Origin of the sequence: Flavobacterium pisciphilum (assembly GCF_020905345.1) — a bacterium.
Taxonomy (GTDB): domain Bacteria; phylum Bacteroidota; class Bacteroidia; order Flavobacteriales; family Flavobacteriaceae; genus Flavobacterium; species Flavobacterium pisciphilum.
On record NZ_JAJJMO010000001.1, the window covers coordinates 1,697,708 to 1,722,134 of the forward strand.

The 24,427-nt window shown below is 31.9% G+C and carries 24 protein-coding genes and 1 other RNA gene; 7 read left to right on the forward strand and 18 right to left on the reverse strand.

Features of this window, described 5'->3' with window-relative positions; genetic code table 11:
* Positions 1–4: 4 nt before the first annotated feature.
* From lolA1 to LNQ49_RS06765, 13 genes are all read right to left on the reverse strand, one after another.
* Entirely contained in the window at positions 5–694 is a 690-nt protein-coding gene (gene lolA1 / locus LNQ49_RS06705) for an outer membrane lipoprotein periplasmic chaperone LolA1 (protein ID WP_229987908.1), read from the reverse strand.
* A 3-nt stretch (positions 695–697) separates the two neighbouring features.
* Positions 698–3,145 carry a DNA translocase FtsK gene (locus tag LNQ49_RS06710; protein ID WP_229987909.1) on the reverse strand — a complete coding sequence of 816 codons (2,448 nt, stop codon included), beginning with the start codon at positions 3,143–3,145 and terminating at the stop codon, positions 698–700.
* Between the two features lie 22 nt (positions 3,146–3,167).
* Positions 3,168–3,548: a diacylglycerol kinase gene (locus LNQ49_RS06715; protein ID WP_229987910.1), complete on the reverse strand. Its 381-nt coding sequence runs from the start codon at positions 3,546–3,548 to the stop codon at positions 3,168–3,170.
* 9 nt (positions 3,549–3,557) lie between these two features.
* Positions 3,558–4,055, reverse strand: a complete 498-nt coding sequence (gene tpx / locus LNQ49_RS06720) for a thiol peroxidase (RefSeq protein WP_229987911.1) — start codon at positions 4,053–4,055, stop codon at positions 3,558–3,560.
* Positions 4,056–4,485: 430 nt separating this feature from the next.
* On the reverse strand, positions 4,486–4,743 hold the full coding sequence (locus tag LNQ49_RS06725; RefSeq protein ID WP_035621165.1) for a DUF6952 family protein: 258 nt from the start codon (positions 4,741–4,743) through the stop codon (positions 4,486–4,488).
* A gap of 112 nt (positions 4,744–4,855) precedes the next feature.
* The gene (locus LNQ49_RS06730; RefSeq protein ID WP_229987912.1) at positions 4,856–5,164 is read right to left on the reverse strand and encodes a thioredoxin family protein; all 309 of its coding nucleotides are present in this window, start codon (positions 5,162–5,164) and stop codon (positions 4,856–4,858) included.
* A 186-nt stretch (positions 5,165–5,350) separates the two neighbouring features.
* Positions 5,351–5,989 carry a peroxiredoxin gene (locus tag LNQ49_RS06735; protein WP_041519144.1) on the reverse strand — a complete coding sequence of 213 codons (639 nt, stop codon included), beginning with the start codon at positions 5,987–5,989 and terminating at the stop codon, positions 5,351–5,353.
* Positions 5,990–6,124: 135 nt separating this feature from the next.
* The gene (locus LNQ49_RS06740) at positions 6,125–7,735 is read right to left on the reverse strand and encodes a glycoside hydrolase family 3 protein (protein WP_229987913.1); all 1,611 of its coding nucleotides are present in this window, start codon (positions 7,733–7,735) and stop codon (positions 6,125–6,127) included.
* A 3-nt stretch (positions 7,736–7,738) separates the two neighbouring features.
* The gene (locus LNQ49_RS06745) at positions 7,739–8,188 is read right to left on the reverse strand and encodes a GNAT family N-acetyltransferase (RefSeq protein ID WP_229987914.1); all 450 of its coding nucleotides are present in this window, start codon (positions 8,186–8,188) and stop codon (positions 7,739–7,741) included.
* A gap of 27 nt (positions 8,189–8,215) precedes the next feature.
* The gene (locus tag LNQ49_RS06750; protein ID WP_229987915.1) at positions 8,216–8,557 is read right to left on the reverse strand and encodes a hypothetical protein; all 342 of its coding nucleotides are present in this window, start codon (positions 8,555–8,557) and stop codon (positions 8,216–8,218) included.
* Between the two features lie 23 nt (positions 8,558–8,580).
* Positions 8,581–10,119 carry an MFS transporter gene (locus tag LNQ49_RS06755; RefSeq protein WP_229987916.1) on the reverse strand — a complete coding sequence of 513 codons (1,539 nt, stop codon included), beginning with the start codon at positions 10,117–10,119 and terminating at the stop codon, positions 8,581–8,583.
* Positions 10,103–11,677: a glycoside hydrolase family 10-like protein gene (locus LNQ49_RS06760; RefSeq protein WP_229987917.1), complete on the reverse strand. Its 1,575-nt coding sequence runs from the start codon at positions 11,675–11,677 to the stop codon at positions 10,103–10,105. The genes LNQ49_RS06755 and LNQ49_RS06760 overlap by 17 nt, the downstream gene beginning before the upstream one ends.
* 180 nt (positions 11,678–11,857) lie before the next feature.
* The gene (locus tag LNQ49_RS06765; protein WP_229987918.1) at positions 11,858–12,262 is read right to left on the reverse strand and encodes a GNAT family N-acetyltransferase; all 405 of its coding nucleotides are present in this window, start codon (positions 12,260–12,262) and stop codon (positions 11,858–11,860) included.
* Positions 12,263–12,576: 314 nt separating this feature from the next.
* On the opposite strand from LNQ49_RS06765, the gene LNQ49_RS06770 reads away from it, so the two are divergent.
* The 5 genes from LNQ49_RS06770 to LNQ49_RS06790 all read left to right on the forward strand — a co-directional run bounded on the left by LNQ49_RS06770 (position 12,577) and on the right by LNQ49_RS06790 (position 16,149).
* A complete protein-coding gene (locus tag LNQ49_RS06770) occupies positions 12,577–13,137 on the forward strand; it encodes a porin family protein (RefSeq protein WP_229987919.1) in 561 nt (186 codons plus the stop codon).
* A gap of 183 nt (positions 13,138–13,320) precedes the next feature.
* Positions 13,321–13,653, forward strand: coding sequence for a YegP family protein (locus LNQ49_RS06775; protein WP_229987920.1), 333 nt, complete (start codon positions 13,321–13,323; stop codon positions 13,651–13,653).
* A 355-nt stretch (positions 13,654–14,008) separates the two neighbouring features.
* A complete protein-coding gene (locus LNQ49_RS06780) occupies positions 14,009–14,200 on the forward strand; it encodes a cold-shock protein (RefSeq protein ID WP_229987921.1) in 192 nt (63 codons plus the stop codon).
* A gap of 310 nt (positions 14,201–14,510) precedes the next feature.
* A complete protein-coding gene (locus tag LNQ49_RS06785) occupies positions 14,511–14,711 on the forward strand; it encodes a dodecin family protein (protein WP_229987922.1) in 201 nt (66 codons plus the stop codon).
* A 334-nt stretch (positions 14,712–15,045) separates the two neighbouring features.
* On the forward strand, positions 15,046–16,149 hold the full coding sequence (locus LNQ49_RS06790; protein ID WP_229987923.1) for a DUF5700 domain-containing putative Zn-dependent protease: 1,104 nt from the start codon (positions 15,046–15,048) through the stop codon (positions 16,147–16,149).
* 97 nt (positions 16,150–16,246) lie between these two features.
* Here LNQ49_RS06790 and ssrA read toward each other — a convergent pair.
* Together ssrA and LNQ49_RS06800 are read right to left on the reverse strand one after the other, a co-directional pair.
* Positions 16,247–16,643, reverse strand: a transfer-messenger RNA (tmRNA) gene (gene ssrA / locus LNQ49_RS06795).
* A gap of 110 nt (positions 16,644–16,753) precedes the next feature.
* The gene (locus tag LNQ49_RS06800; protein WP_229987924.1) at positions 16,754–17,950 is read right to left on the reverse strand and encodes a serine hydrolase domain-containing protein; all 1,197 of its coding nucleotides are present in this window, start codon (positions 17,948–17,950) and stop codon (positions 16,754–16,756) included.
* A 245-nt stretch (positions 17,951–18,195) separates the two neighbouring features.
* Here LNQ49_RS06800 and LNQ49_RS06805 point away from each other — a divergent pair, with 245 nt between their 5' ends.
* Positions 18,196–19,398, forward strand: coding sequence for an NAD(P)-dependent oxidoreductase (locus tag LNQ49_RS06805; protein ID WP_229987925.1), 1,203 nt, complete (start codon positions 18,196–18,198; stop codon positions 19,396–19,398).
* Positions 19,399–19,567: 169 nt separating this feature from the next.
* Here LNQ49_RS06805 and fumC read toward each other — a convergent pair whose 3' ends face one another.
* Complete coding sequence (gene fumC / locus LNQ49_RS06810; RefSeq protein WP_229987926.1) at positions 19,568–20,965, reverse strand: class II fumarate hydratase; 1,398 nt, start codon at positions 20,963–20,965, stop codon at positions 19,568–19,570.
* 292 nt (positions 20,966–21,257) lie between these two features.
* Between fumC and LNQ49_RS06815 the strand changes: the two genes are divergently transcribed.
* Positions 21,258–21,422, forward strand: coding sequence for a hypothetical protein (locus LNQ49_RS06815; protein ID WP_035621077.1), 165 nt, complete (start codon positions 21,258–21,260; stop codon positions 21,420–21,422).
* A 72-nt stretch (positions 21,423–21,494) separates the two neighbouring features.
* Here LNQ49_RS06815 and LNQ49_RS06820 read toward each other — a convergent pair whose 3' ends face one another.
* Positions 21,495–23,939, reverse strand: coding sequence for a TonB-dependent receptor (locus LNQ49_RS06820; protein ID WP_229987927.1), 2,445 nt, complete (start codon positions 23,937–23,939; stop codon positions 21,495–21,497).
* A gap of 87 nt (positions 23,940–24,026) precedes the next feature.
* Positions 24,027–24,377 carry an arsenate reductase (glutaredoxin) gene (arsC, locus tag LNQ49_RS06825; RefSeq protein WP_229987928.1) on the reverse strand — a complete coding sequence of 117 codons (351 nt, stop codon included), beginning with the start codon at positions 24,375–24,377 and terminating at the stop codon, positions 24,027–24,029.
* Between the last annotated feature and the right edge of the window lie 50 nt (positions 24,378–24,427).

Genomic DNA, 24,427 nt, shown 5'->3' on the forward strand with positions numbered 1-24,427 from the left:
GTAATTAGTCTAGTTTATTGATATAGTAGTTTGGATATTTACTTTGCACAAAGGTAAACTGATTTTTTGATAATGGTTGATTGGTTTTAAAAGAATTAACGGTTAATGTAGTTTTTGTTCCGTTTTTCCCCATTTCAATTAAATTATAAATATGCTTTGTTTGTACGTCAATCCCTAAAAGAATTTCTTTACGTTGATCTTTAGCACTTGTTGGATTCAATTTAATATATTGGATTTTTCTTCCTTTTACGTTCTGAACAATATCCATTGCGTATTTATAACCTGAATTAAAAAAAGTCAACATTTTTGAAGGTGTAATCGCATTATCATCTTTTTCATTAACTCTAGAAATAGTAATTTCTTCGTCTTCTGGAACTATAGTATATGTTTTCTGACCGTCAAAAATCTTTGTAACTCCCATAAAATTCAACACAAACTGATTTCCTTTTATGGTAACATTTCCTTTACTATCTTGATTAATATTTTCTTTAGCATTATTCAAAGAATACTTAAAATCAATTACAATATTATCGTAGCTCTTTACTTTTGCTGTTACTTGATCCAATAATTCTTTGGCTTTTTTATCTTGAGCCTGAGTAGAAAAAGTGACAAGGAATAAAAAAACAATTTGAAAAACCCTTTTAGTCAGGCTGTTTGCGTTATTTTTTTTGAAGTTTTGAATCGTTGGTTTCATGATTTAATTATTTTGTTCATTGTTAAAAAATTGATCAAGAGAACTTAAATCTAAAATATTCACGCTTCTAGCCTTACTACCTTCAAAAGGGCCAACAATTCCTGCAGCTTCTAATTGATCTATCAATCGACCTGCACGGTTATAACCTAATTTTAATTTTCTTTGTAATAATGAAGCTGAACCTTGTTGAGCGTTTACAATAATCTCAGCAGCCTCTCTAAATAAAGTATCTCTTTCAGAAATATCCACATCAAGATTAATGCCACTTTCTTCACCAACAACCTCTGGAAGCAAATAAGCTGTTGCATATGCTTTTTGTGAACCTATAAAATCAGTAATTTTTTCTACTTCTGGTGTATCAATAAAAGCACATTGCACACGCACCACATCATTACCATTCGAATACAATAAATCTCCACGTCCTATTAGCTGGTCAGCTCCTTGCGTATCCAAAATAGTACGCGAATCAATTTTAGAAGTTACTCTAAAGGCAATTCTCGCAGGGAAATTCGCTTTAATCAAACCTGTAATTACGTTTACCGAAGGCCTTTGAGTTGCAATTATTAAATGTATACCAATTGCACGCGCTAGTTGCGCTAAACGAGCAATAGGAACTTCAACTTCTTTTCCAGCAGTCATAATTAAATCGGCAAACTCATCGACTACCAAAATAATATATGGTAAAAATCGGTGTCCTGCTTCTGGATTTAATTTTCTTCCTTTAAATTTATCATTGTACTCCTTGATATTTCTAACCATTGCATCTTTTAATAAAGAATAACGGTTATCCATTTCAACACATAGTGAATTCAGTGTATTTACAACTTTGGCATTATCGGTGATAATAGCATCGTCGATATCTGGAAGTTTAGCTAAATAGTGTCTTTCTATTTTATTAAATAATGTTAACTCCACTTTTTTAGGATCCACCAAAACAAATTTTACTTCGGCTGGATGTTTCTTATATAACAATGAAGTTAAGACAGCATTTAATCCCACAGATTTTCCTTGTCCTGTAGCCCCTGCCATCAATAAGTGAGGCATTTTCGCTAAGTCGACAACAAATGTTTCGTTTGAAATTGTTTTACCCAAAGCAATTGGCAATTCCATTTCGGCTTCTTGAAACTTAGCCGACCCGATAACACTTTTCATTGATACCATCGTTGGATTCTTATTTGGAACCTCAATACCAATAGTTCCTTTTCCAGGAATTGGAGCAATAATACGAATTCCTAATGCTGATAATGACAAAGCAATATCATCTTCAAGACTTTTAATTTTCGAAATACGAATTCCAGCTTCTGGTACAATCTCATACAATGTTACCGATGGACCTACAGTAGCTTTAATCTGTGCGATTTCGATTTTATAATTTCGAAGTGTATCTACAATTTTATTTTTATTCTCTTCTAATTCTTCCTGATTAATTGTAATTCCACCAGTAGAATATTCTTTTAATAAGTCGATTGTTGGAAACTTGTAATTAGATAAATCCAAAGTAGGATCAAATAATCCAAAATCAGCAACTAATCGTGATGCCAAATTCTCTTCGATTATATCTTCTTCTGGAGCTTGTTCTATCACAAAAGACTCTGTATGCGGCACTACTTCCTTTAAAGCAGGAGCAATATCCATTTTTATCGGCTTTAAAGCTGGATCTAAATTAATCTCAGATGAATGAGCAATCGTTGGTTTTAAAGCTTCTTTATTAATTTCAAACTGAGAATCTGATGTTTTCAAGTGAATATCATCTAACTCCTCATTTTCTTTAATTGCAAATTCTTCTAAATTATAAGCGCCTTTCTCTGTATTTAAAGAGGTCGCTGAATTTAAGTCAGAACGAATTTCCTTTTTAGTATTATCAAAAAATGACTGTATCTTATCTGGTGATATTTTGATTTTAAAAATCAAATAAATTATCAATCCAAAAAGCAAACTCAATAAAGTTCCTGTTTTACCTATATAATCTTGTAAAAACAAATTTAGCTCATACCCTATCGTTCCTCCTAATTCTGGAGCCGATGTAGCAAAAAAACCAAACAATACCGATATAATAATAATTACAAACAGGTCCCAAAACCAGATATTCTTAAGTTTTTTTAGCGAAAGCTCCAATACCAAAAACATTCCTGTTAAGAAAAACAAACGAACAAATATAAATGCTGCTAAACCAAATCCTTGGTATACCAACAAATCTGCTAGATAGGCTCCAAATTTCCCAAGCCAATTTTGCACAGGTTCACTTCGATCTGTAAGTGCTGATAATGCACTCTGATCTGATTGTCCGTAGATATAAAAGGAAATAAAAGCAACTAATAATGCAACTGAAAATAACACCAAAAGGCATCCCAAAACAATGTTATGCTGTCTGGTCATTTTCCAAGACGTAATAGTCCCAGATTTTGATTTATTTTTATTGTCTACTGTTTCTTTTTTTGTTGTTTTTGCCATTCTTATTTTGGGTGCTAATCGCTTAAATATTTTGTATATATGGTATATATATTGTTAATCCGATTGCTATTGCGGTCATTGCAGCAAAAAATACTGCGCCCGCAGCAATATCTTTGATAAAACCGATTCTCTCATGATAATTTGGATGAATAAAATCGGCTACTTTCTCCACAGCCGTATTTAATCCTTCCACACTTAATACTAATCCTATTGCTAAAATTTGAAAAAGCCATTCGGTACTTGTTATATGAAAATAAAAACCTGCAATAGTCATTATAATCCCTAACGAAAATTGTACCATAACGCTATGCTCGGTGCTTATTAACTTTAAAGCACCTTTATAAGCATAGGTAACGCTTTTTAATCTTCCTTTTAAAAAAGTATTATCTTTTTGAAACTCCATTCCTTGGATTTATAGTGCAGCAAGTGCAGCTTCGTAATTAGGTTCGTTTGCAATTTCTGCAACTTGCTCAGTATGGGTAACTTTTCCGTTTTCATCAACAACAATAATTACTCTTGAGTGCAATCCTGTTAATGGTCCGTCAACGATTTCTAATCCATTAGCTTTACCAAAATCTCCTGCTTGGAAATCTGATAAGTTAACTACATTTTCTAACCCTTCAGCACCACAAAAACGTTTTTGAGCAAAAGGTAAATCTCTTGAAATACATAATACTGTAGTATTCTCAAGATTACTTGCATTTTCGTTAAATTTTCTAACTGAAGTTGCGCAAGTTCCTGTATCGATACTTGGGAAAATATTTAAAACTAATTTTTTACCAGCAAAATTACTCAATGAAGCAACCGATAGGTCGTTCTGTACTAATTTAAAATCAGCTAGTTGTGAACCAACTTTTGGTAATTCGCCTGAAGTATGAATTGGATTTCCTCCTAATGTTATTGATGCCATGATGTTTGTTTTTTTTATGAGGTTCAAAAGTAATGATTAAAATTTGAATCTAAAAGAATTTATTGGGGTTGTGGGAAGAATTAGTCGAGTCTAAAGAGAACTAATTATTAGGGATTTTATTATCTCAAAATGCATATTTCTCTAGATTTTTAGCTACTTTTTATCATTTCAACGAAGAAGAAATCACATTCGTAGATTAACATCTAATTTGTTTTAATCATAAAATTTAAGGCAATTTTTTTATTTTTATTTTTGATTGTAGAGTTTCTTGTGTAATCTCTCCTTTGTCGAGATGACAAGATTGGGTTGAAACTCATAAATCTCTGATAAGACAGCGCTGAATACTGAAAACCCGAAACTGAATAGAAGACATAAAAAAAACGCACCCCGTAAAGAATGCGTTTCTAGATAACTTTTTAAGTTAAATCAACTATTTATCGATTGATCCTAAAACACGTTTCATGAACGTATTCAAAGCTTCTTTTTTATCAGTTCCTTGAACTACCATTTTATGTACTTCTAATGCACCGTACATATTAGAAATTAATTCACCAATTACATCTAATTCTTCATCTTTTAATGATGGAATTTCGGTCATTGCTTCCAAAACCTCAATAGTTTCAATGATGTAATCCTGATCATTTTCTTCTATAAACTGCGTTAATTGTTTTATTACTGGTAATTTCATATTTTAGACTTCTTAGATTTTTAGACATTCATTAAACTTCTTAGACATTTTTGAAAATTTTAGACATCTTCTAAGAGGTCTAAAAAGCCTAAGCTGTTCTAACGAATCTTATTTAAGCAATTTCGTTTACTAACTCGATTAAAACTTCTTGTTTATTAGTTTGCGTTTCGTTAACCAGTTTACCATTTACAAAAGTGGCAAATGTTGGCAAATTACTAACGTTTGCTAATTTTCTTGATTCTGGAGAATTTTCAGCATCAACTAAAACAAAAGTCAACCCTTCTTTTTCTGTCGCTAATTTTTTGAATTTCGGTTTCATTATACGACAATTTCCACACCATGAAGCCGAATATTGCACAACAACTTTCTCATTTTTAGCAACTAAATCTGCTAAAGTATCTTCATTTAATTCGATTAACATATCTTTTATTTTTAAGGTTCTTAGGGACTGAGATACTAAGGTTCTAAGTTTTAAAACTTAATATACTTTTCTCAATCTCTGTTATTTTTTTTAAAACTCTAAGGCACTAAGATTTTAAGTGACTAAGGCTTTAAGAATAAATCTTAGAACCTTAGCCTCTCTATATCTTAGAAACTTATTTTTAAATTAGTTTGCGCTTAAATACTCAGCTGTACTTAATCTATCTGCGCTCATTGCTTCTTTTCCAGCTTCCCAGTTTGCAGGACAAACTTCACCTTTTTCTTGAATATGAGTGTAAGCATCAACCATACGTAAGTATTCGTTTACGTTACGACCTAATGGCATATCGTTTACACTTTCGTGGAAAATTTTTCCTGTTTCATCAATTAGGTAAGTAGCTCTGTAAGTTACGTTTGAACCTTCGATGATAACTGAATCAGTTTCTTCACTGTACTCTGTAGAATCAATATCTAAAATCCCTAAGATGTTAGATAAATTACGGTTAGTATCAGCAAGGATTGGGTAAGTTACACCTTCGATTCCACCATTGTTTTTTGGAGTGTTTAACCAAGCAAAGTGTACTTCGTTTGTATCACATGAAGCTCCAATTACGATTGTATTTCTTTTTTCGAATTCTGGTAATGCAGCTTGAAAAGCATGTAATTCTGTTGGACATACAAAAGTAAAGTCTTTTGGATACCAAAACAAAAGTACTTTTTTGTTATTGTTTACTGCTTCTTCAAAAATATTGATTTTCAAATTATCTCCCATTTCTGAGATAGCATCTACTGCAATACTTGGGAATTTTTTTCCTACTAAAGACATATCTTTCGTTTTTAAGTTAATTATTTATTTAGTGCAAAAATAGTGCATAAATCAACCTAGAAACAATAGGATGTGATTATAAAAACTTATCGATCAATAACCTTTACTTATATCAAATGCTTTTAACCACGTAACTTATTGTAAGTCAATATTTACAGGTAGTTTTCCAACACTATTTTTATTTTCAATAATTTGAATTGCCGCATTTTTTTGGAACTCTACAAAATCCTGATATACTTCAACAAGTCCTAAAGCTTGTTTTCCGTTTGGAATAATTGGTAAAGCGTATGGATTACCAAAAACATAAAGAATACATTTTTTTGACTTTAATAATCTCCCTAATAATTCTAAAACTGATTCTTCGATATCAAAATTATTAAGTGGTTTTGCCTTTGGTACAAATAAAGAAATGATGATTGTGTCAAAACGGTCTAAATCTTTTTCAACAGAAGCAATTGTAGTATCTCCTGCATTAATTGCAAACTCAGGACTTGATAAGTGTGAGTTTAGTGTTTTAAAGAAATCATTATCTACACTTTTATACAAACTTAATTTTGCAAGTGTATTTCTTTTATGCGCTTCAAAAACCACCTCAGAATTTGAGTTATCAATTATTTTAGTGATGCTGCTTTGTGCTATTTTATCATTTAATAAAGCTGTTTTCTCAAAATCTAAAATCCCTGAACCTATTTCTGCTTGGTTAAGAATTCCAGCTTTTTCTTTGCATTTCAATATTCTATTAAAACTTTCTTCAATGCGCTCTGGTGATGCTTTTTCAAGAATTGCTTGAATTCCCTCTGGTACATTTTCAGCAAAACACAAAACATCATTCCCTGCATTAAAAGCTTCCCATTCTAATTGCCCTTTTACATCATACAACTTAGAGACACTATGCATATTTAATGCATCAGAAATAACCAATCCATCGTAACCTAATTGTTCTCTCAATAAGTTTTGAATGATCGATTTTGATAACGTTGCTGAGGTATCTTTTCCTGAATTTAAAGCTGGAACTGCTAGGTGACCAATCATAATCGAATCGACATTATCTTCGATTCCTTTTATAAATGGGTATAATTCGTTTTCTAATAATTCTTCTAAAGTTTCTTTTAAAACCGGTAATCCTAAATGCGAATCAACATTGGTATTTCCATGTCCAGGAAAATGTTTTAGGCAACCTAAAACTCCAACATCCGACATTCCTCTTAAATATTCTAGAGCAAAATGAGCTACTTTTTCTTTGTCTTCTCCAAAAGAGCGGTAACCAATAACTGGATTATTTGGATTGTTATTTACATCTGCTAATGGTGAAAGGTTATATTGAATTCCAACCGATTTTAGATCCAAACCAATTTGCTTTCCTACTTCATGAATCAAATGTGATTCACTCTCTGGCAAAGCTCCAAGTGTAATTGCATAAGGGTACTGTGGTGTTTTTTCTACACGCATTGCCAAACCCCACTCCGCATCAATACTTATTAAAAGTGGTGTCGTTGCACATTTCTGAAATCGCTCGATACGCTCTTTTAATTGCTTATAGCTATCATCATTGAAGACAATTTTTTTATTGCCTTCATAATTTGTTGCTGCACTGGCACGACTATGAAAAAAAGTAAGTCCACCAATATTATATTCACGAATCAGACGTTCAGTTTCCTGAATATTTTCTTCTGTATCATTTATAAAAACTGCAGGAAAGAAAAACTGTCCTACTTTTTGTTGTAATGTTTGTGGTATTTTATTCATTGGTTATAAAGTTTTTTTCATGCATACACTATTATCCATAACATCATAAGGTGGATAATTGGGAATTATAGAATACTCTTGTTTTTGATATAAAGCAATTGCTTCAGGTTGGTTTACGCCTGTTTCCAGAATAGTATATTTATAATCTACTTCGGCTGCCCATATTTCTAACTCCTTTAAAACAGTAGATGCGATTCCCCTTTTTCGGTAATCTGGATGCACAAACATACGTTTGATTTCGGCAGTATCCTTTTCTTTTTCTCTAAAAGCGCCACAACCTATAGCTACTTCACCTTCATAAAATACTATTGCATGTTTTATTGTATCGATACCATTAAACTGATTGTAAAAATCATGATCCTCTCCATCTCTAATTTTTAAATCCTGATTTAACAAAACCACCAAATTTATAAAGTCGATATCTTCTGAATTTGTTCTCTTTAATGTAATCATGATACTAAATATTATAAAGTTTTATTTTTACTTAAGCTTGCTTTTCTTTTGTTTGGCAAGCTGACTTTTAGTATGCAACGCTTTCTCTAATCGATTTTTAAATCGAAAGAGTTTTGGCATACCTTCAATCCTATCTTCGAGTGTTATTACTTCGTAAATCAGAATTGCTTTTTCTAATATCCGAATTTCATTATCGACATCATTTTGATTTTTATAAATGGTTGCCAATCTATCGTAAGAATGATTTCCTTTAAACCCTTCATTACTATTTTCTTCGTATAACGCAATTGCTTTCTCAATCTCTCCTGCTTTTTCAAATTCAATTGCTTTCAGGTTTCGTTCAACCTGGATGTTTTCATTGATTATCATGGGCGTTATATTCTAATTAAATCTTATTCTATCTTCTTACCGAAATCTTTTGGAAAAATTAAAAATCGAGAAAGAATTACTCCTGGAATTGTTGCCAAAAATACCCAAATAAAGAAATTTCCATATCCTAAATATTCTTGAATGTAGCCACTTACCATTCCTGGTAGCATCATTCCCATAGCCATAAATCCAGTCGCAATAGCATAATGCGACGTTTTTGATTCTCCCTCAGCGACATAAATTAAATACATCATAAAAGCTGCAAAACCAAAACCATAGCCAAATTGCTCCACAATAACCACTGCATAGATATAATAAATCGATGAGGGGTGAAAATAGGACAGTAAGATAAATCCAATAATTGGTAAGTGCATTGTTAAAATCATCGGAAGCATCCATTTGGTAAGACCATGTCTTGAGATTGCAATTCCTCCTAGAACTCCTCCAAGCATTAATGCAATTAAGCCAAAAGTTCCATAAATCAATCCGATATCTTCTGTATCAAGCCCCATCCCTCCTTTTAAAACCACTTTCTGAGTTCCCTTATTTGAAACCAGTTGATCCACAAAGTTCATTCTTGATTTATTTAAGTTTTTATATTCTTTTGAATCTTTATTTTCTACCTCTAACAAAGGTTTTTTAGCATTTGCCATTTCTGCTGATATTGGCAATTTTGAATAAAGCAATTGTAGCTCAGCATCTGATAATTTCTCTCCCTTGGTAACTTTTGAATTATAAACAGCCAAAGCTTTTGCCTGACTTTCATCAGAATCTGATTCAACTAATTCATATCTAATCGGATCCACTAAAAATGGAGTTAGCATTTTCATTAATTGCGATTCTCCTAATCGAAACAACAAGATAAAAGCAAGTACTAAAACGATTTGCTTCTTTCTAAAGAAACTTGCAAAAACTGAAGCAAAACTTTGGTCTGCAGTTTCTTTAGCAGTCCCTACAATAGTCTTTTCTGTTTTTGGTGTAGAAAAATAATTATAAGCTGTAATAAATGCCATTAGCAAACCAACAAAGATCATAGTATACGACCATGCTTTGCGGTTATCTCCATATTTATGTTCTAGATAACCTGCCAACAAAACTATTAATCCATTTCCAGCAAGCATTGAGATTCTGTAAAATGTACTTCTAATCCCTAAGAAAAAAGATTGTTGCTCTTTTGGTAAAACCAACAAATAGAATCCATCACTGGCAATATCATTAGAGGCTGAGGCAAAAGCAGCAACCCAAAATATGGCTAATGTTAATATGAAAAAATTATTGAGTGGGATAGTAAGTCCAACGATTAGAAAGGCAATTGAAATAACAAATTGCATTGCCAGAAACCATTTTCGCTTCGTACCGTGTAAATCGATAAAAGGGCTCCACAAAGGCTTTATAACCCAAGGCAGATATAATAAACTAGTATAGAGACCAATGTCTTCGTTCGTAATTCCTAGATTTTTGTACATCAGTACTGAAACTGATATAATTACTATATAAGGAAATCCTGACGCGAAATTCAATAATGGAATCCATAACCAAGGTTTATTATTTTCTGTTTTCATCTGTAATTTCAGCTACGTTTACTTTAAATCCTTTTTTTAAATCGATAATAGTTGGAGTACTTTCGTTTGCATAATAATCGATAAAAGTGATTGCACATGCTTTGTACCTTTTCATTGTTTTTTCTGAAAGAACAAAATAAATAGAACCATCTATTTCGTGAACAGTCAATTTATCAATAATCTGAGAAGGATCATTAATATCTATTTTAGCTTCACTCTCTGCTCCATAAACAACCATATAACGTACCTTGGTATTCAACGGATATTTAACATTGAACGAATAATTAACACTATCCTTTGCAAATTCATTTACAACAGGAACATCAACAACTATCTTTTTAAGATTAGGAACTGCTAATGGAAGCGCTGGATATTTATATTGGTTTTCTGCCAAAAGACGTACTACATCTTGATTTTTATTAATTAGTAATTTGGCACTAAAATAAGCACTTCCTGTTACGTTCTTAAATCCTCTAGCAAAATCAACCTGATTTGGAATTTCTGTTGCCAAGTTCCAGCTTTTATCACTGTCGGCTCTAATTTTATATGGACTATGTCCGATATAAATAGTAGTATTATTTGAGTTTTCTGACCACCATTTTACCAGTTTCGAATAATTAGCTCTGGGATTATTCATACTCCAATACAGTTGAGGTATAATGTAATCAATCCATTTCTGATCCATCCACAAAATAGGATCAGCATATAAATCATCATAATTAGATGTTGATTGTGTATCTGAACCTTTTGGATCTTTGGATTTATTACGCCAAACTCCAAAAGGGCTAATCCCAAATTGTACCCAAGGTTTACAACTTTTTATTGTAGTAGAGATAGTTTGGACAAAATTGCTCACGTTCGCCCTGCGCCAATCCGGTAGACTTAGACCGCTACCATATTTTTTATAAGAAGCTGTATCGTTAAATTGTTTTCCTGGTATGGTGTAAGGATAAAAATAATCATCAAAATGAATCGCATCAATATCATAATTCTCAACAACTTCTTCTACAATTGTTGTTAAATGTTCCTGTACTTCAGGCAAAGCAGGATCATAATATATTTTTCCACCGTATTCAATCATCCATTCTGGATGTTTAATTGCATCGTGATTAGAACTCAAACTATCTTTTTTCAAATCAAATGTTGCTCTGTATGGATTCATCCAAGCATGAAACTCGAATCCTCTCCTATGTGCTTGTTCAATCATCCAAGCTAGAACATCATAATATGGCTTTGGTTCTTGTCCCTCTTTCCCTGTCAAATAACGCGACCAAGGAGCTAATTTTGTAGGGTAAATAGCGTCACCTACACTTCGTATCTGTACAATTACAGCATTAAAATTTAATCTCTTATAAGTCTCTAAAATTTCAAGATAATCAGCTTTTTGTTTTTCAACATTATCTACTTTACTTTTCGGCCAGTCAATATTAACAACGGTAGCAATCCAAACTCCTCTAAATTCGTTTTTAGGATATTGTGATTTTTCTTGAGCACTTCCACTCCAACCTAAAAAAATAAAAAATAAAAAAAATAGTATTATGTGCTGATTTTTATGCATTTCAATCTTAATTTATACAGAATCCAAAAATAGTTTTTTTAGTGAAGTATAAATGATAATTTATTAATAAAAATTTATAACTCACAGAAATTTAAGCTTTAATACACACAAATAGCATTCCAACATTTTCAAACAACTATATATGAACCAGATATAATATTCTTAACTTGGAAATTTAATTTAAAAATGAAGCTCCATTATGGTAAACTCCTGCCCTGATTTAAAAAAAGTAATCTCAGTATCTATTAATCCAAATTTCTCATAAAAAGATTTTTTGCTTACTCTAGCATTACACCAAATTCGTTTTACTCCCTTGTTTCTAGCCTGTTGTAATATATATTCTAGAAGCTGTGTTGCAAAACCTTTTCCTTGCTCTTCAGTCAAAGTCGCCAATTTTCTAAATTGCATTTCCCCATTAACTTCGAAACAAGAAACAATAGCGACAAGTTTAGATTCATCATACGCCCCAAAATGAATACCTAAATCATCTTCTTTTAATTGTACAAATTCAAAAGGCATATCTGGCCACATCACTTTGTGCCGAATTTCCCATGTTGCCGAAGCTGGAATTTCCTTAATTACCATAATTACTTTTTAGATTGACTAAGAATCCAAATTTAGAATTAATTATTATATTCATCTTACACCAATACAATGTTTAACTAATAGGTCTCTTTTGCATATTTTTTTTTACAGAATTAACCTATGTAAAAACGTAAACTTCAAAATTATCTTGTGTTTATTAACTCATATAAAAAAATCACATTACATTATTTTTCAACTAAATACTGGCGATAGAAGTAAAATTGCCAAAAAAAATAAACGAAATATACCTTTCCTGTTCGACATATAATAATTAATTTTAATAGCTAAATAACATATCCCCTAAATCAACAAGTATGAAAAAGCTTTTTTTAATCGCACTATTATGTATCAGTGCAAATTCATTTGCTCAATTGCTCCAATTCGGTCCTATCGTTTCTTCAAATATAACTTCAATTTCTACAAATGATTATAACTCTGATAGCTCAGGTAGCTCTATAGGTTTTGGTGGATTTGCAAGAGTAAATCTATTGATGCTTTATGGTCAAGCTGAATTTGGATACGCACAATCTAAATTTACCATATCTGAAACTGGAATTGTGGATACCGATTACAAATTATCTGGAACCGAAGCAACATTAATAGTAGGTTACAAGCTAGTTCCTTTAGGCAAACTTGGAAACATTAGAATATTTGGAGGTTATAACTGGAAAAATTACTCCAATATAGATAGAAGTAACAATTTAAACAACATCGACATTGTAAGAAACAACAATAGCTTCCTTGGTGGTGTTGGGGTTGATTTATGGAAATTCACACTTGATTATCGATACTTAGGTGGAATTACAGATATTGATGCCTCTAATTTAAAAGCCAAAACTGCTGTTTCAAATATTAGCTTAGGTTTTAAATTCTAAAAAACGTTTTCACTATATAGCAACGAGAGCCTGATTTTAAAGATTATGCTCTCGTTTTTTTTATGTATCAGTTTAAAAATTTAATATTTTACTGTTTCCCATTATCTTTAAATTATTTTCTTTTGTATTTTTATGAAATAAAACAACTATTAAAACTATTTTTAACCTTAATCAATATTTAGAATGGGAAAATTTGTCATCACAAAAAGAACTAACGGAGAGTTTCAATTTAACCTAAAAGCCAACAACGGACAAACAATTCTTGCAAGCGAAGGATATTCAGCAAAAGCGGGTTGCTTAAACGGAATCGAATCAGTGAAAACCAACTCACAAGACGATTCAAAATTTGCTAGAGAAACTGCTAAAAATGGAAAACCTTATTTCAATCTAAAAGCTACTAATGGTCAAATCATTGGAACTAGCGAAATGTACGAAAGCGTTGCTGCAAGAGATAACGGAATCGAATCGGTAAAAAACAACGCGCCTACCGCAACTACAGATGACCAAACTGTTTAATAAATAGTTTAAAAACATATTCTATAAAATACCAAAACCACTCTTATCGGGTGGTTTTATTTTTAGGAGCATTTTCCAGCTCTTCACTATATCTTTTTACCTCCCAAAAAAGGAGATAAAAAGGATGCCGCTACGATCTGGGCTAAAAATTCCTTTTCGATTATAAAACCTCCAACTAAACAGTAAACTGATATAGAATTAAATTTTAATCCTCATCTAACAAAATCAAGGGGAAATTTAAAAAATCCTTAACGAAACGTTAAAAGATATAAAATTATTTTTTAAAATAAAAACTAATAATCAGTAAGTTAAATTTATTTTTCTCCTACATTTACTAATAAATTTAATATAAATTATGAAAACAGGAGTAGTAAAATTTTACAATGAAGCAAAAGGATTTGGATTCATTACAGAAGAAGGTACAGGACAAGACGTATTTGTTCATGCATCAGGCTTAAAAGAGCAAATTAGTGAAAATGACTCTGTTCAATTTGAAATAGTTGACGGAAAGAAAGGCAAAAATGCAGTTGAAGTTAAAGTAGTTTAATACTAATTAACATTAAGAATTGCATAGATTATGATTGCCTATTGGTTTAATATGAAGATAAAGAATACTAGTTCGATACACTCTCAATAATAAAACCCTACAAATCACTCACGACATTAGCAAAACAAAAAAATCCTGTAAACATCCGTTTACAGGATTTTTTTTGTGGAGTTACTAGAATCATTTGTTCATATAGCACCAAAACCCAATAAACAACTGACAATCTTTACTTTAAATAAAAATAAAACCGTTTAAGTACTAAATTTTAAAAGAAATTCGGTAAATTTATTCTTCTTAAAAAACAGAAATTATGAAAATATTAAAAGTAATCGAAGTTCTTTCTAGTTCAAAAACTAGTTGGGAAGATGCAACTCAAAAGGCAGTTAGCAAAGCATCTGAATCTTTAAAAAATATTCGCTCTGCGTACGTTCAAGATCAAAGCGTAACTGTCTCAGATGGGAAAGTCACTGAGTTTAGAGTAAATCTAAAAATAACATTTGAGCTCGAATAAATAATTAGCTGAAAAAGTCAACTAAATTGTCAAGTAAAACAAAAAATCCTGTAAACAATGTTTACAGGATTTTTTTTGGCTAGATGGGATTACAATCAAGAACTTTTATTCATATTAATGTTCATAGATAAGCTAAAAAAAACTTGAATGCTTTTATTTTTAGTCAAATTTTATTCTTAAGATTACTTCGAAATTTAATCATAACTTTTAGATAACTATCATTGCCTATTAAATGGATTAGTACACAAAACAAAAACATATTCATTTATAAAAATCAAAACACTAACATAACCATATATTTCAAAAACAAATAAAACCATAATCCCATTTAACGATGAAAAAGCTTTCCCTTAATTTTTTATTACTAATCATTCTAGTAACTATTACAACTAAAAGTAATGCTCAAACCTTTCACATGAATGCATTAGATGCCTATTGGGAAATGATTGAACCTCTAAAAAAAGGAGATTCTCTCTCACAGGAAACTTGGAAAAAATTCCTGAGCTTAGAACCCAATGAAATTTATATAAAGAATCAAGGTTTTGATAAAGATTATCTTGAAAGATTGAGAAAAAGCATCGAGGTAGTCTATATGCCTCAAAAAGCTGAAATATTAAAGAAAAGAGTTCTTGCCATTGAAAAAGACCCATCCTCAAGCTGGCTAACCTACAAGGTATATGTATACAAAACCCATGAAAAAGAACTAAAAGACTTCCAACAGAAATTAGTTTCATCTGATTACTTATCTCAAATTTATAAAAACAGTTTTAGCTGGCTTCCTACATACCTTCAGAAAAAAGACGACAATGTTAATATTTACTTACTCGGTATAGAAAATGACGCCATTGCAGGAAGCGGAACTGTAATTGCTACTTTATGGAATTTATATAACGCTGATAAAATTCAAACAGGAGCATTATTAGGTCATGAAATGCATCATGTTTTAAGAAAACCTTTTCATTTTAAAGTAGAGAAGCAAGATGAAGGTCTTATGTATTTCTTGAATGTTGTTCTAAACGAAGGTTCTGCAGACATGATTGATAAACCTTCCAATATCGCTAATCAAAACACCTTACCTTATGGTTTAGGATTAACAGATTTTTTAATTCCGCAAGCAGATAGTATCGTAAAGCAAGCCAACAAAAACATAGAGGAAATGCAAAAATCCAATGGAGAACTTTTTAAAACCGAAAAAGATTATAGAAATCTCGTAAAATGGTCAAGTGGACATAATCCGGGATACTTCATGGCTGACATTATTGTAAGAAATGGATACAGAAATCAGTTACTTAAAAATATTCAAAACCCTTTTGAATTCATATATCTTTATAATAAAGCAGCTCATAAAGACTCTAAAAACCCTCCTGCATTCACTGATGAGTCTATAAAATATATTAAGATGATGGAGAAAAAATATTGGCTAACAAAGTCGATCTGATTAATTATTTAATACTCCTTTTAGTTAATTTCTAAAAACTCACCTTATAGCCTTATACTCAATAAAAAAGGGAAGATATCTAAATATCTTCCCTTTTTTGTGGAGTCGCCGAGAATCGAACTCGGGTCCAAACAAGCAACTAAAGAGCTTTCTACACGCTTATTTCCTGATTGGGTTTTCGATATTGTGCTCGGCCAGGAACAGCCACACAATACTTATCTTCTTAATTTCGAAATCCACTCGAAGCTAATGGAAATCTAGGTTTATTTTTACGGTTCCCCTATATTGACCGCCACAAACCAAGGCTTTCAAGGAGAATCCAGCTTTCCTATCTGATAGGAACGTGGCTAATCGTACTATAATTCGGATTATGCAGCTAAAGCGTAGTTATTTTCGCCGTGTAAAAGTGTTGAGATCTTATATTTACGAGCAAGGTCTCAATGCTCGACGTGCTTACTGTTCAATTCGACTTGCTGTCAAAACCAGTCGACCCCATTTCAATAAAAAAATTGAGATTGCAAAATTACGCTTTTTAAACCATCAATTGAAATTAATTTCAAAAAAAATAAATTCAATTTTAACACCTCAATCTGTAGCTTAAATATTATTCGATATCCTTAAAAACAAAAGGATAATCTCCAAAAATTGGTGCCAATTTACGAACTGCGTATGTCTTACGAGTAAATTTATTTGACAAGGCTATAATAGTAACGTTCTCTTTTTGAAGTGTTATATACGATGAGGTATTTCCATGCCACCAACCGTTATGAAAATAAAAATGCTGACCAGAATACCAATTAATCATTCGGATACCTAATCCGTAGTTCTTTTCTCCTTTGCGTTCATTACTATATCCTTCGTAAACTTGCTTCAATAAAGCTGGCTTTAAAAAATCAGGAGCATTTCTAGCTCTATCAAATTTTAATAAATCGCGAGGAGTAGAATAAATGTTCTTATCACCATAAACTGCATCTAGATAATCTATTCCAATTTCTACATTATTCCCTTTATATGATGGAACTGCCGTTTTTCTGTCTTTGTCAATATCAAAAACATATGTATGTGTCATTCCCAATGGCTTAAAAATCATTTGAGTCATCGCATCCTTATAAGTAAGACCTGTAATTTTCTCAATAATTAGAGCCAACATAGCATAGTTAGTATTACAATAAGTAAAACGAGTATCGGTTTTATATTCCAAACCAATATCTTTTGTAGCCATGATATTTAAAATATCCTGGTTTGTTAATTGGTTGTGCCTGTCCCAAATAGTTTTGTCTTTATCTGTAAAATAAGCATAATTACGCATACCACTTCTGTGGTTTAATAACATTCTCACTGTAATATCTGGATAAGGAAATGTTTTTAAAATTGTATTTACTTTTTGATCTAAATCAATTTTTCCAGCATTAACCAATTTTAAAACCGCTGTTGCAGTAAGTACTTTACTAACCGATGCAATGTGCAACGGCGTATTCATGTCTATTTCTGTTTTTTCGTTTTTATTTGCGTAACCTTCATATTTTTCATAGATAATCTCACCGTTTCTTGCTACCAAAAAACTTCCGTTCATGGTATTGTTAGGCCAGTTTTTATTATAAAAATAGTCGACTTTACTTTTTATTGCTGCTACATAATTTGCAGGAAGTTTTTTTTCTTGAAGCAATGGCTTCATTTTAGGGAGTGTATCTTCTACAGTTCCGGCAACAGTTGCATTTGTATTTTTATCTTTTCCACAAGAGCTTAAAACTAAAATAAGGAAAAGGAATTGTGGTATATTTGCTTTTTTAATGAAATTCATGAGTTGGATTCTAGGGAAACAAATATATAGAATTGAATACTTTTGTTTATTTGTCTTTTTAAGATAAATTCACTGATTTTAACACAGTTTTAAGCTTAATTTTTGCCAGCCTATTGAACATCAGCTTTTAATAAAATGAGCTTCAATATTTTTTAAAAAAAACAACAAAACTTTAACTATATTTGTTATATTTAAAACAAAATTAACCAATAATGTTATATTTATACGAACCTAAACACCAATAAATGAAATTTGGAATTATAAAAGAAAGAAAAAACCCACCAGATAGAAGGGTTGTATTTGCTCCTAACGAACTGGCTCGATTGAAACAACTTTATCATGAAGCTACTGTAGCTGTAGAAAGTTCTGATATTCGAATTTTCACTGACATTCAATACAAAAGCTTAGGAATAACTGTTACCGATGATGTTTCGGATTGTGATGTATTATTTGGAGTAAAAGAAGTTCCTATCGAAAATTTAATTTCTGATAAGACCTATTTCTTCTTTTCGCATACTATAAAACAGCAACCATATAATCGTAAATTATTACAAGCTATTTTAGCAAAAAACATCGATTTATATGATCATGAAACTATTGTAAATTCTCATAACCAAAGACTAATCGGTTTTGGAAAATATGCTGGTATCGTTGGAGTATATAACGGTATTCGTGCATTCGGAATTAAATTTGAATTATTTAAATTGCCTAAAGCTGAAACTTTATCTGACAAAGAAGCTTTAATCGCACATTTAAAACGTGTTACTCTTCCTCCATTAAAATTTGTGGTTACTGGAACTGGAAAAGTAGGTACTGGTGCTAAAGAAATTCTTGATGCCATTAAAATAAAAGAGGTAACAATTGACAACTACCTAACTAAAAATTACACTCAAGCAGTTTATGTGCAACTTGATGTATTGGATTATAACAAACGTAAAGATGGTCAACTTTTAGATTATACCGATTTTTACGAACATCCTCAGGAATATGTTTCTGATTTTGAAAAATTCACTAAAGTAACTGATGTTTATTTTACAGGACATTTTCATGCTAATGCTGCACCTGTGATTTTGACTAGAGAAATGCTTCAATCTAAAGACTGCAAAATAAAAGTCGTTGCCGACATTTCATGTGATGTAAATGGCCCTATTGCCTGCACGCTTCGCTCATCGACAATCGAAGAACCTTTATATGGTTATTTTCCTGGAGAAAATAAAGAAGTAGATGTTTTTCATCCTGCTGCAATTGTAGTAATGGCTGTAGATAATTTGCCTTGCGAAATTCCTAAAGATGCCAGCGAAGGTTTTGGAGAACTTTTTATGGAACACGTAATTCCTGCCTTCTTTAATGGAGACAAAGACGGAATCTTACATAGAGCCAAAATAACAGAAAAAGGCAAGCTTACTCCTCGTTTTAACTACCTACAGGATTATGTGGACGGGAAATAAATTATAAGAAATGTAAATTGTGAAATGTAAGAGGCAAAATGTGAGTTGAGAAATATTTGATGCGAATTGGAACCTCTTATCACTCTTTTTGAATTATAGAAAAAACAAAAGCCTGCAATGTAAACATTGCAGGCTTTTTTATTTATAACTTATTACAATTAACTTCTAATTATTTTAAGCTTCCAACCATATCTTCTGGTTTTACCCAAGCATCAAAATCTTCTGGTGTTACATACCCTAGACGAACTGCTTCTTCTTTTAGCGTTGTCCCGTTTTTGTGTGCTGTTTGAGCTATTTCTGCTGATTTGTAATAACCAATTTTAGTATTTAAAGCTGTTACTAGCATTAATGAATTGTCTACTAATTCTTTAATACGTTTGTAGTTTGGCTCAATACCTTGTGCACAATGCTCATCAAATGAGATACAAGCATCTCCTAATAAACGTGCAGATTGCAAGAAGTTTGCTGCCATTACTGGTTTGAAAACGTTCAATTCGTAATGTCCTTGCATTCCTCCTACCGAAATTGCTACATCGTTACCCATTACCTGAGCACAAACCATTGTTAATGCTTCACATTGTGTTGGATTTACTTTTCCTGGCATAATAGATGAACCTGGCTCATTTTCTGGAATGATGATTTCACCAATTCCTGAACGTGGCCCTGAAGCTAACATACGAACATCATTTGCAATTTTGTTTAATGAAACTGCTAATTGTTTTAATGCTCCATGTGATTCAACGATTGCATCGTGAGCGGCAAGTGCCTCAAATTTATTCTCAGCTGTTACAAATGGATGCCCTGTAAACTCTGCAATATATCCTGCAACCTTTACATCGTATCCTTCTGGTGTGTTTAAACCTGTACCTACTGCTGTACCTCCTAAAGCAACTTCTGATAAGTGTGCCAAAGTGTTTTTAAGCGCTTTTAAGCCATATGTTAATTGTGCAGCATATCCTGAAAGTTCCTGTCCTAAAGTAAGTGGAGTTGCATCCATAAGGTGCGTACGTCCAATTTTTACAACATTTTTATATTCTACTGCTTTTGCGTGAAGTGTATCTCTTAATTTTTCAACTCCTGGAATTGTAACTTCTACAACTGCTTTGTAAGCTGCAATGTGCATTCCTGTTGGGAATGTATCATTTGATGATTGTGATTTGTTTACATCATCATTAGCCTTGATGAATTGCTCTCCTTCTCCAATTTCAAATCCTTTAAGAACTTGTGCGCGATTAGCAATTACTTCATTCACGTTCATGTTACTTTGTGTACCTGAACCTGTCTGCCAGATTACCAATGGGAATTGATCATCAAGTTTACCTGCTAATATTTCGTCGCAAACTGCAGCAATTGCATCTCTTTTTTCTACTGGTAAAACACCTAAATCATGATTCGCATAAGCAGCTGCTTTTTTTAAGTAAGCAAATCCTTCAACGATTTCTTTTGGCATTGATGCTGATGCTCCAATTTTAAAATTATTACGAGAACGTTCTGTTTGTGCACCCCAATATTTTTCTGCTGGAACTTGCACCTCTCCCATGGTGTCTTTTTCTATTCTAAATTTCATTTTAGTGTATTTATGTGTGTTATTATATAAAAATCTAATTCTTGATAATGATGTTGTCCAGTCCAGATGGAAGCGACATCCTTTTTTTAGGGCTTTTTAGTCCAAAAAAATGATGAATTTCCGGTCCCGACAGCTATCGGGATGCTCCAGAAGTAAATTCTAGGCATATTCATTTTAAATTGACCTCAAAAATACGGATAATTACTATTTTATAAAAATTGATTTGGTTTTTTATTGGTAAGAAAAAATATTAGGCATACATTTGTGCCTACATTCAAAAATTCCGGAAAACATGTTTGAATTTTCACAGTATTTAGGCTTTTTACTTTTCTTAACCATTCTAACTATAGGGTTTTGGTTAATGTTTTTTCTTGTAGGTTTCGTTCAATATTGGATTGGTGGAGCTTTATGGGAAATGTACAAAGAAAGAAAAGCAAAGAAAGAGCAATCAATTTAAAATTAATTTGATTACTACATAAAAAAAGGACCCGTTTTCACGAGTCCTTTTTTTTTTTATCTACTGATTTCCTTATCCAGGAAATTCTCCTCCACCTTCACCATCATTCTTAGGCCCTTTTTCTTTTTCATTTTTAGGCTTATTGAATCTATAAGTAAATGATAAATTAAACTGTCTCTTACGGAATTGCATTTCTCCATACGAAGTTTGATTCTCTAAATAAGTATATGATTTCATTATTCTAGAATTGAAGATATCACTTATGTTAAATGCTACTGTTGCTTTATCTTTAAGAATGTCTTTGCTAAAAGCTGTATTCATACCAAACATAGCTAAGTTTTTACCTTGAGCTGTTTTTTGCTCTCCATTATACATCGCTGTTAACTGCCAATCGATTTTGTATGGTAAAGTCAATTTTGAGTTGATTCTTGCATACCATGAATTTGCTTTATTGTCAAGGTTTTGCACAACAACAACATTGTTTGCATCAATATAACTATGCTCACCTGTAGTTTTTACGTTATAAAGATTAAAGTTACTGTTTACTCTCCACCATTTAAATGGCGTATAATTCAGTGTGAACTCGAAACCGAATTTTTGTTCTTTTCCTAAATTAATTGGTTTGCTCAAAATAACTGGAATTCCATCTTCGAATCTACCTGTAGGAGATCGTACAAAACTAAATACATCTTTTGTATCTTCGAAATAAGCTGAAGTATTAAAAGTTACTTTATCCCAACGCTTGATATATCCGATATCATATTTATCAGTTAGTGATGGATCTAAGTCTGGGTTTCCTTGAAAAATATTAATATTACTTGAGTAATTTGCTGCTGGATTCATAAAACGTCCTCTTGGTCTTGATAAACGTTTGCTATAACTAGCTGTAAAATTACTTTGATCTGATATTTCATAACTAAGAAATGCACTTGGGAACAAGTTGTTGTATTTCTTAGTATTGAATTCTTTAGTATCTAATAAATTAACTTCAATATTAGTATCCTCCCAACGCAATCCTAAAAGATATGAAAACTTAGTATCTTTTATTTTAGATCCAAATTGCGTGTAAAGTGCATTTATGTTTTCTTTATACTCTAAAGTGTTTGATAAAGCATCTATTCTTGCTTCTTGATCATCTAAAACAAAATATTTATTATTCAAATCCCCAAAACTTCCTTTATATCCTGCTTCAAACCTGCTTCCCTCACTTATAGGAAGTACATAATCTGCTTGTAATTGTACTTGCTTTTGAACCTGATCATTTAATGTATTATTAAACCCTTGAGTTCCTGTGATTATACTATTGTTATCATCTGTATTTCGAGAAATCGATGCATCTACAGTAAGCTTATGTCCTTTGTCGTTGAAGTTTTTTATCAAATTTGATGTGTACTCTACATTTTCACTAGCTGAAACACCATCATTCAAACGGTAGGTTGCTTTTGTAAAATTACGTCCTGCATCAAAATTATTATAGTTAATCAAGTCTGTGTCGTCTCCTGAATTCTTTTGATAATTTATCGCATTTGTCCAAAAAGTAGTTGGAGTAATTACCCATTCTACTCCTGCTCTTCCGTTAAAACCATTTCTGATTCTTTTAGTATCTCTATCTTCATCTAGAAAACGATTGGTTGTTCCGTCAGGATTAAAATACTCTGAATTAGTTAAACCTCCACCTTCATTTGTTCTGTGGTTATATCCTGCTGTAGTGAAATAGTTTAATTTTTCGGTTTTATAGTTTGCATTTGCACTAACTCCATACGCTTCTGGAATTCCTCCTGAGGCAATAAAAGTTCCATTAAAACCTTGGTTTTTTCCTTTTTTAAGGATGATGTTTATTAACCCTGAACCTCCTTCGGCATCATAACGTGCAGAAGGATTTGTGATTACCTCAACTTTATCAATTGCATCCGCTGGAATCTGACGCAATGCTTCGGCAACATTTATAGCGTTTGACGGTCTTCCATCAATTAAAATACGAATGTTATCACTTCCTCTTAAACTTACATTTCCCTCTGTATCAACAGAAACAGATGGTACATTGTCAAGAACATCACTTACCGTTCCGCCCTTTACAATCATATCCTGACCTACATTATATACTTTCTTGTCTAGTTTTATTTCGACTGTAGATTTCTCAGCACGAACTACAACTTCATTAAGTTGATTTGCATCTTCTGATAAAGCAAATTGCCCTAAATCGATATTATCTGTAATCTTCTTTTGATTGATTTCAATTACCTTAAATGAAATAAACTCAATTTTAATATCGTAAACACCTGGGGCAGCGTCTACACTAAATTCTCCTTTATTATTGGTAATTCCTCCTGCAAGTGCTTTGGGATTTTTGGCATTTACCAAAGTAATTGTGGCATATTCAAGTGGTTGGTTTGTTGTTTTCTCAACAACCTTTCCAGTAACTTTAACTTTTGGTCTTTGCGCACCTGGCTGCTGAGCAAAACTTAGCATGCTTGTAAAAAGGAATACAAGCATGAGGATTAATTGATTTTTTTTCATTTTTGGTAGTTTCTATTTGGCTTTTAGACTGCAAATGTAACTGTAGGTTTAAAATGAAAAATCATAATAATATGTTAACGGGCTTCTTTATAATGTTTCTAAAAAAGGCTTTACCAATTCTAAATCTCTTCCTATGATAGCTTTTCCCTCTTTAACCACAATTGGTCTTTCGATTAGAATCGGATTATCAACCATTGCCTGTATAATTTCGGTATCTGTTAAGGGCTTATTTTTGAAATTATCTGTCCAAATTTTTTCTTTAGTTCTAACTAATTCTATCGGTTTCAGACTTAATTTTTGAAGCAATTCTTTTAATGCATCAAATGAAGGTGTCTCGGTAAGATAAGGGATTATCTCAAAATCTTGTTTTGTGTTTTCGATAAAAGCCAGGCAATTTCTTGATTTCCCGCAACGTGGATTGTGATATATTTGTATCATTTTTATTTTTTTAAAGAAGTAAACATATTTAAAATAAAAAAAGGTAAATT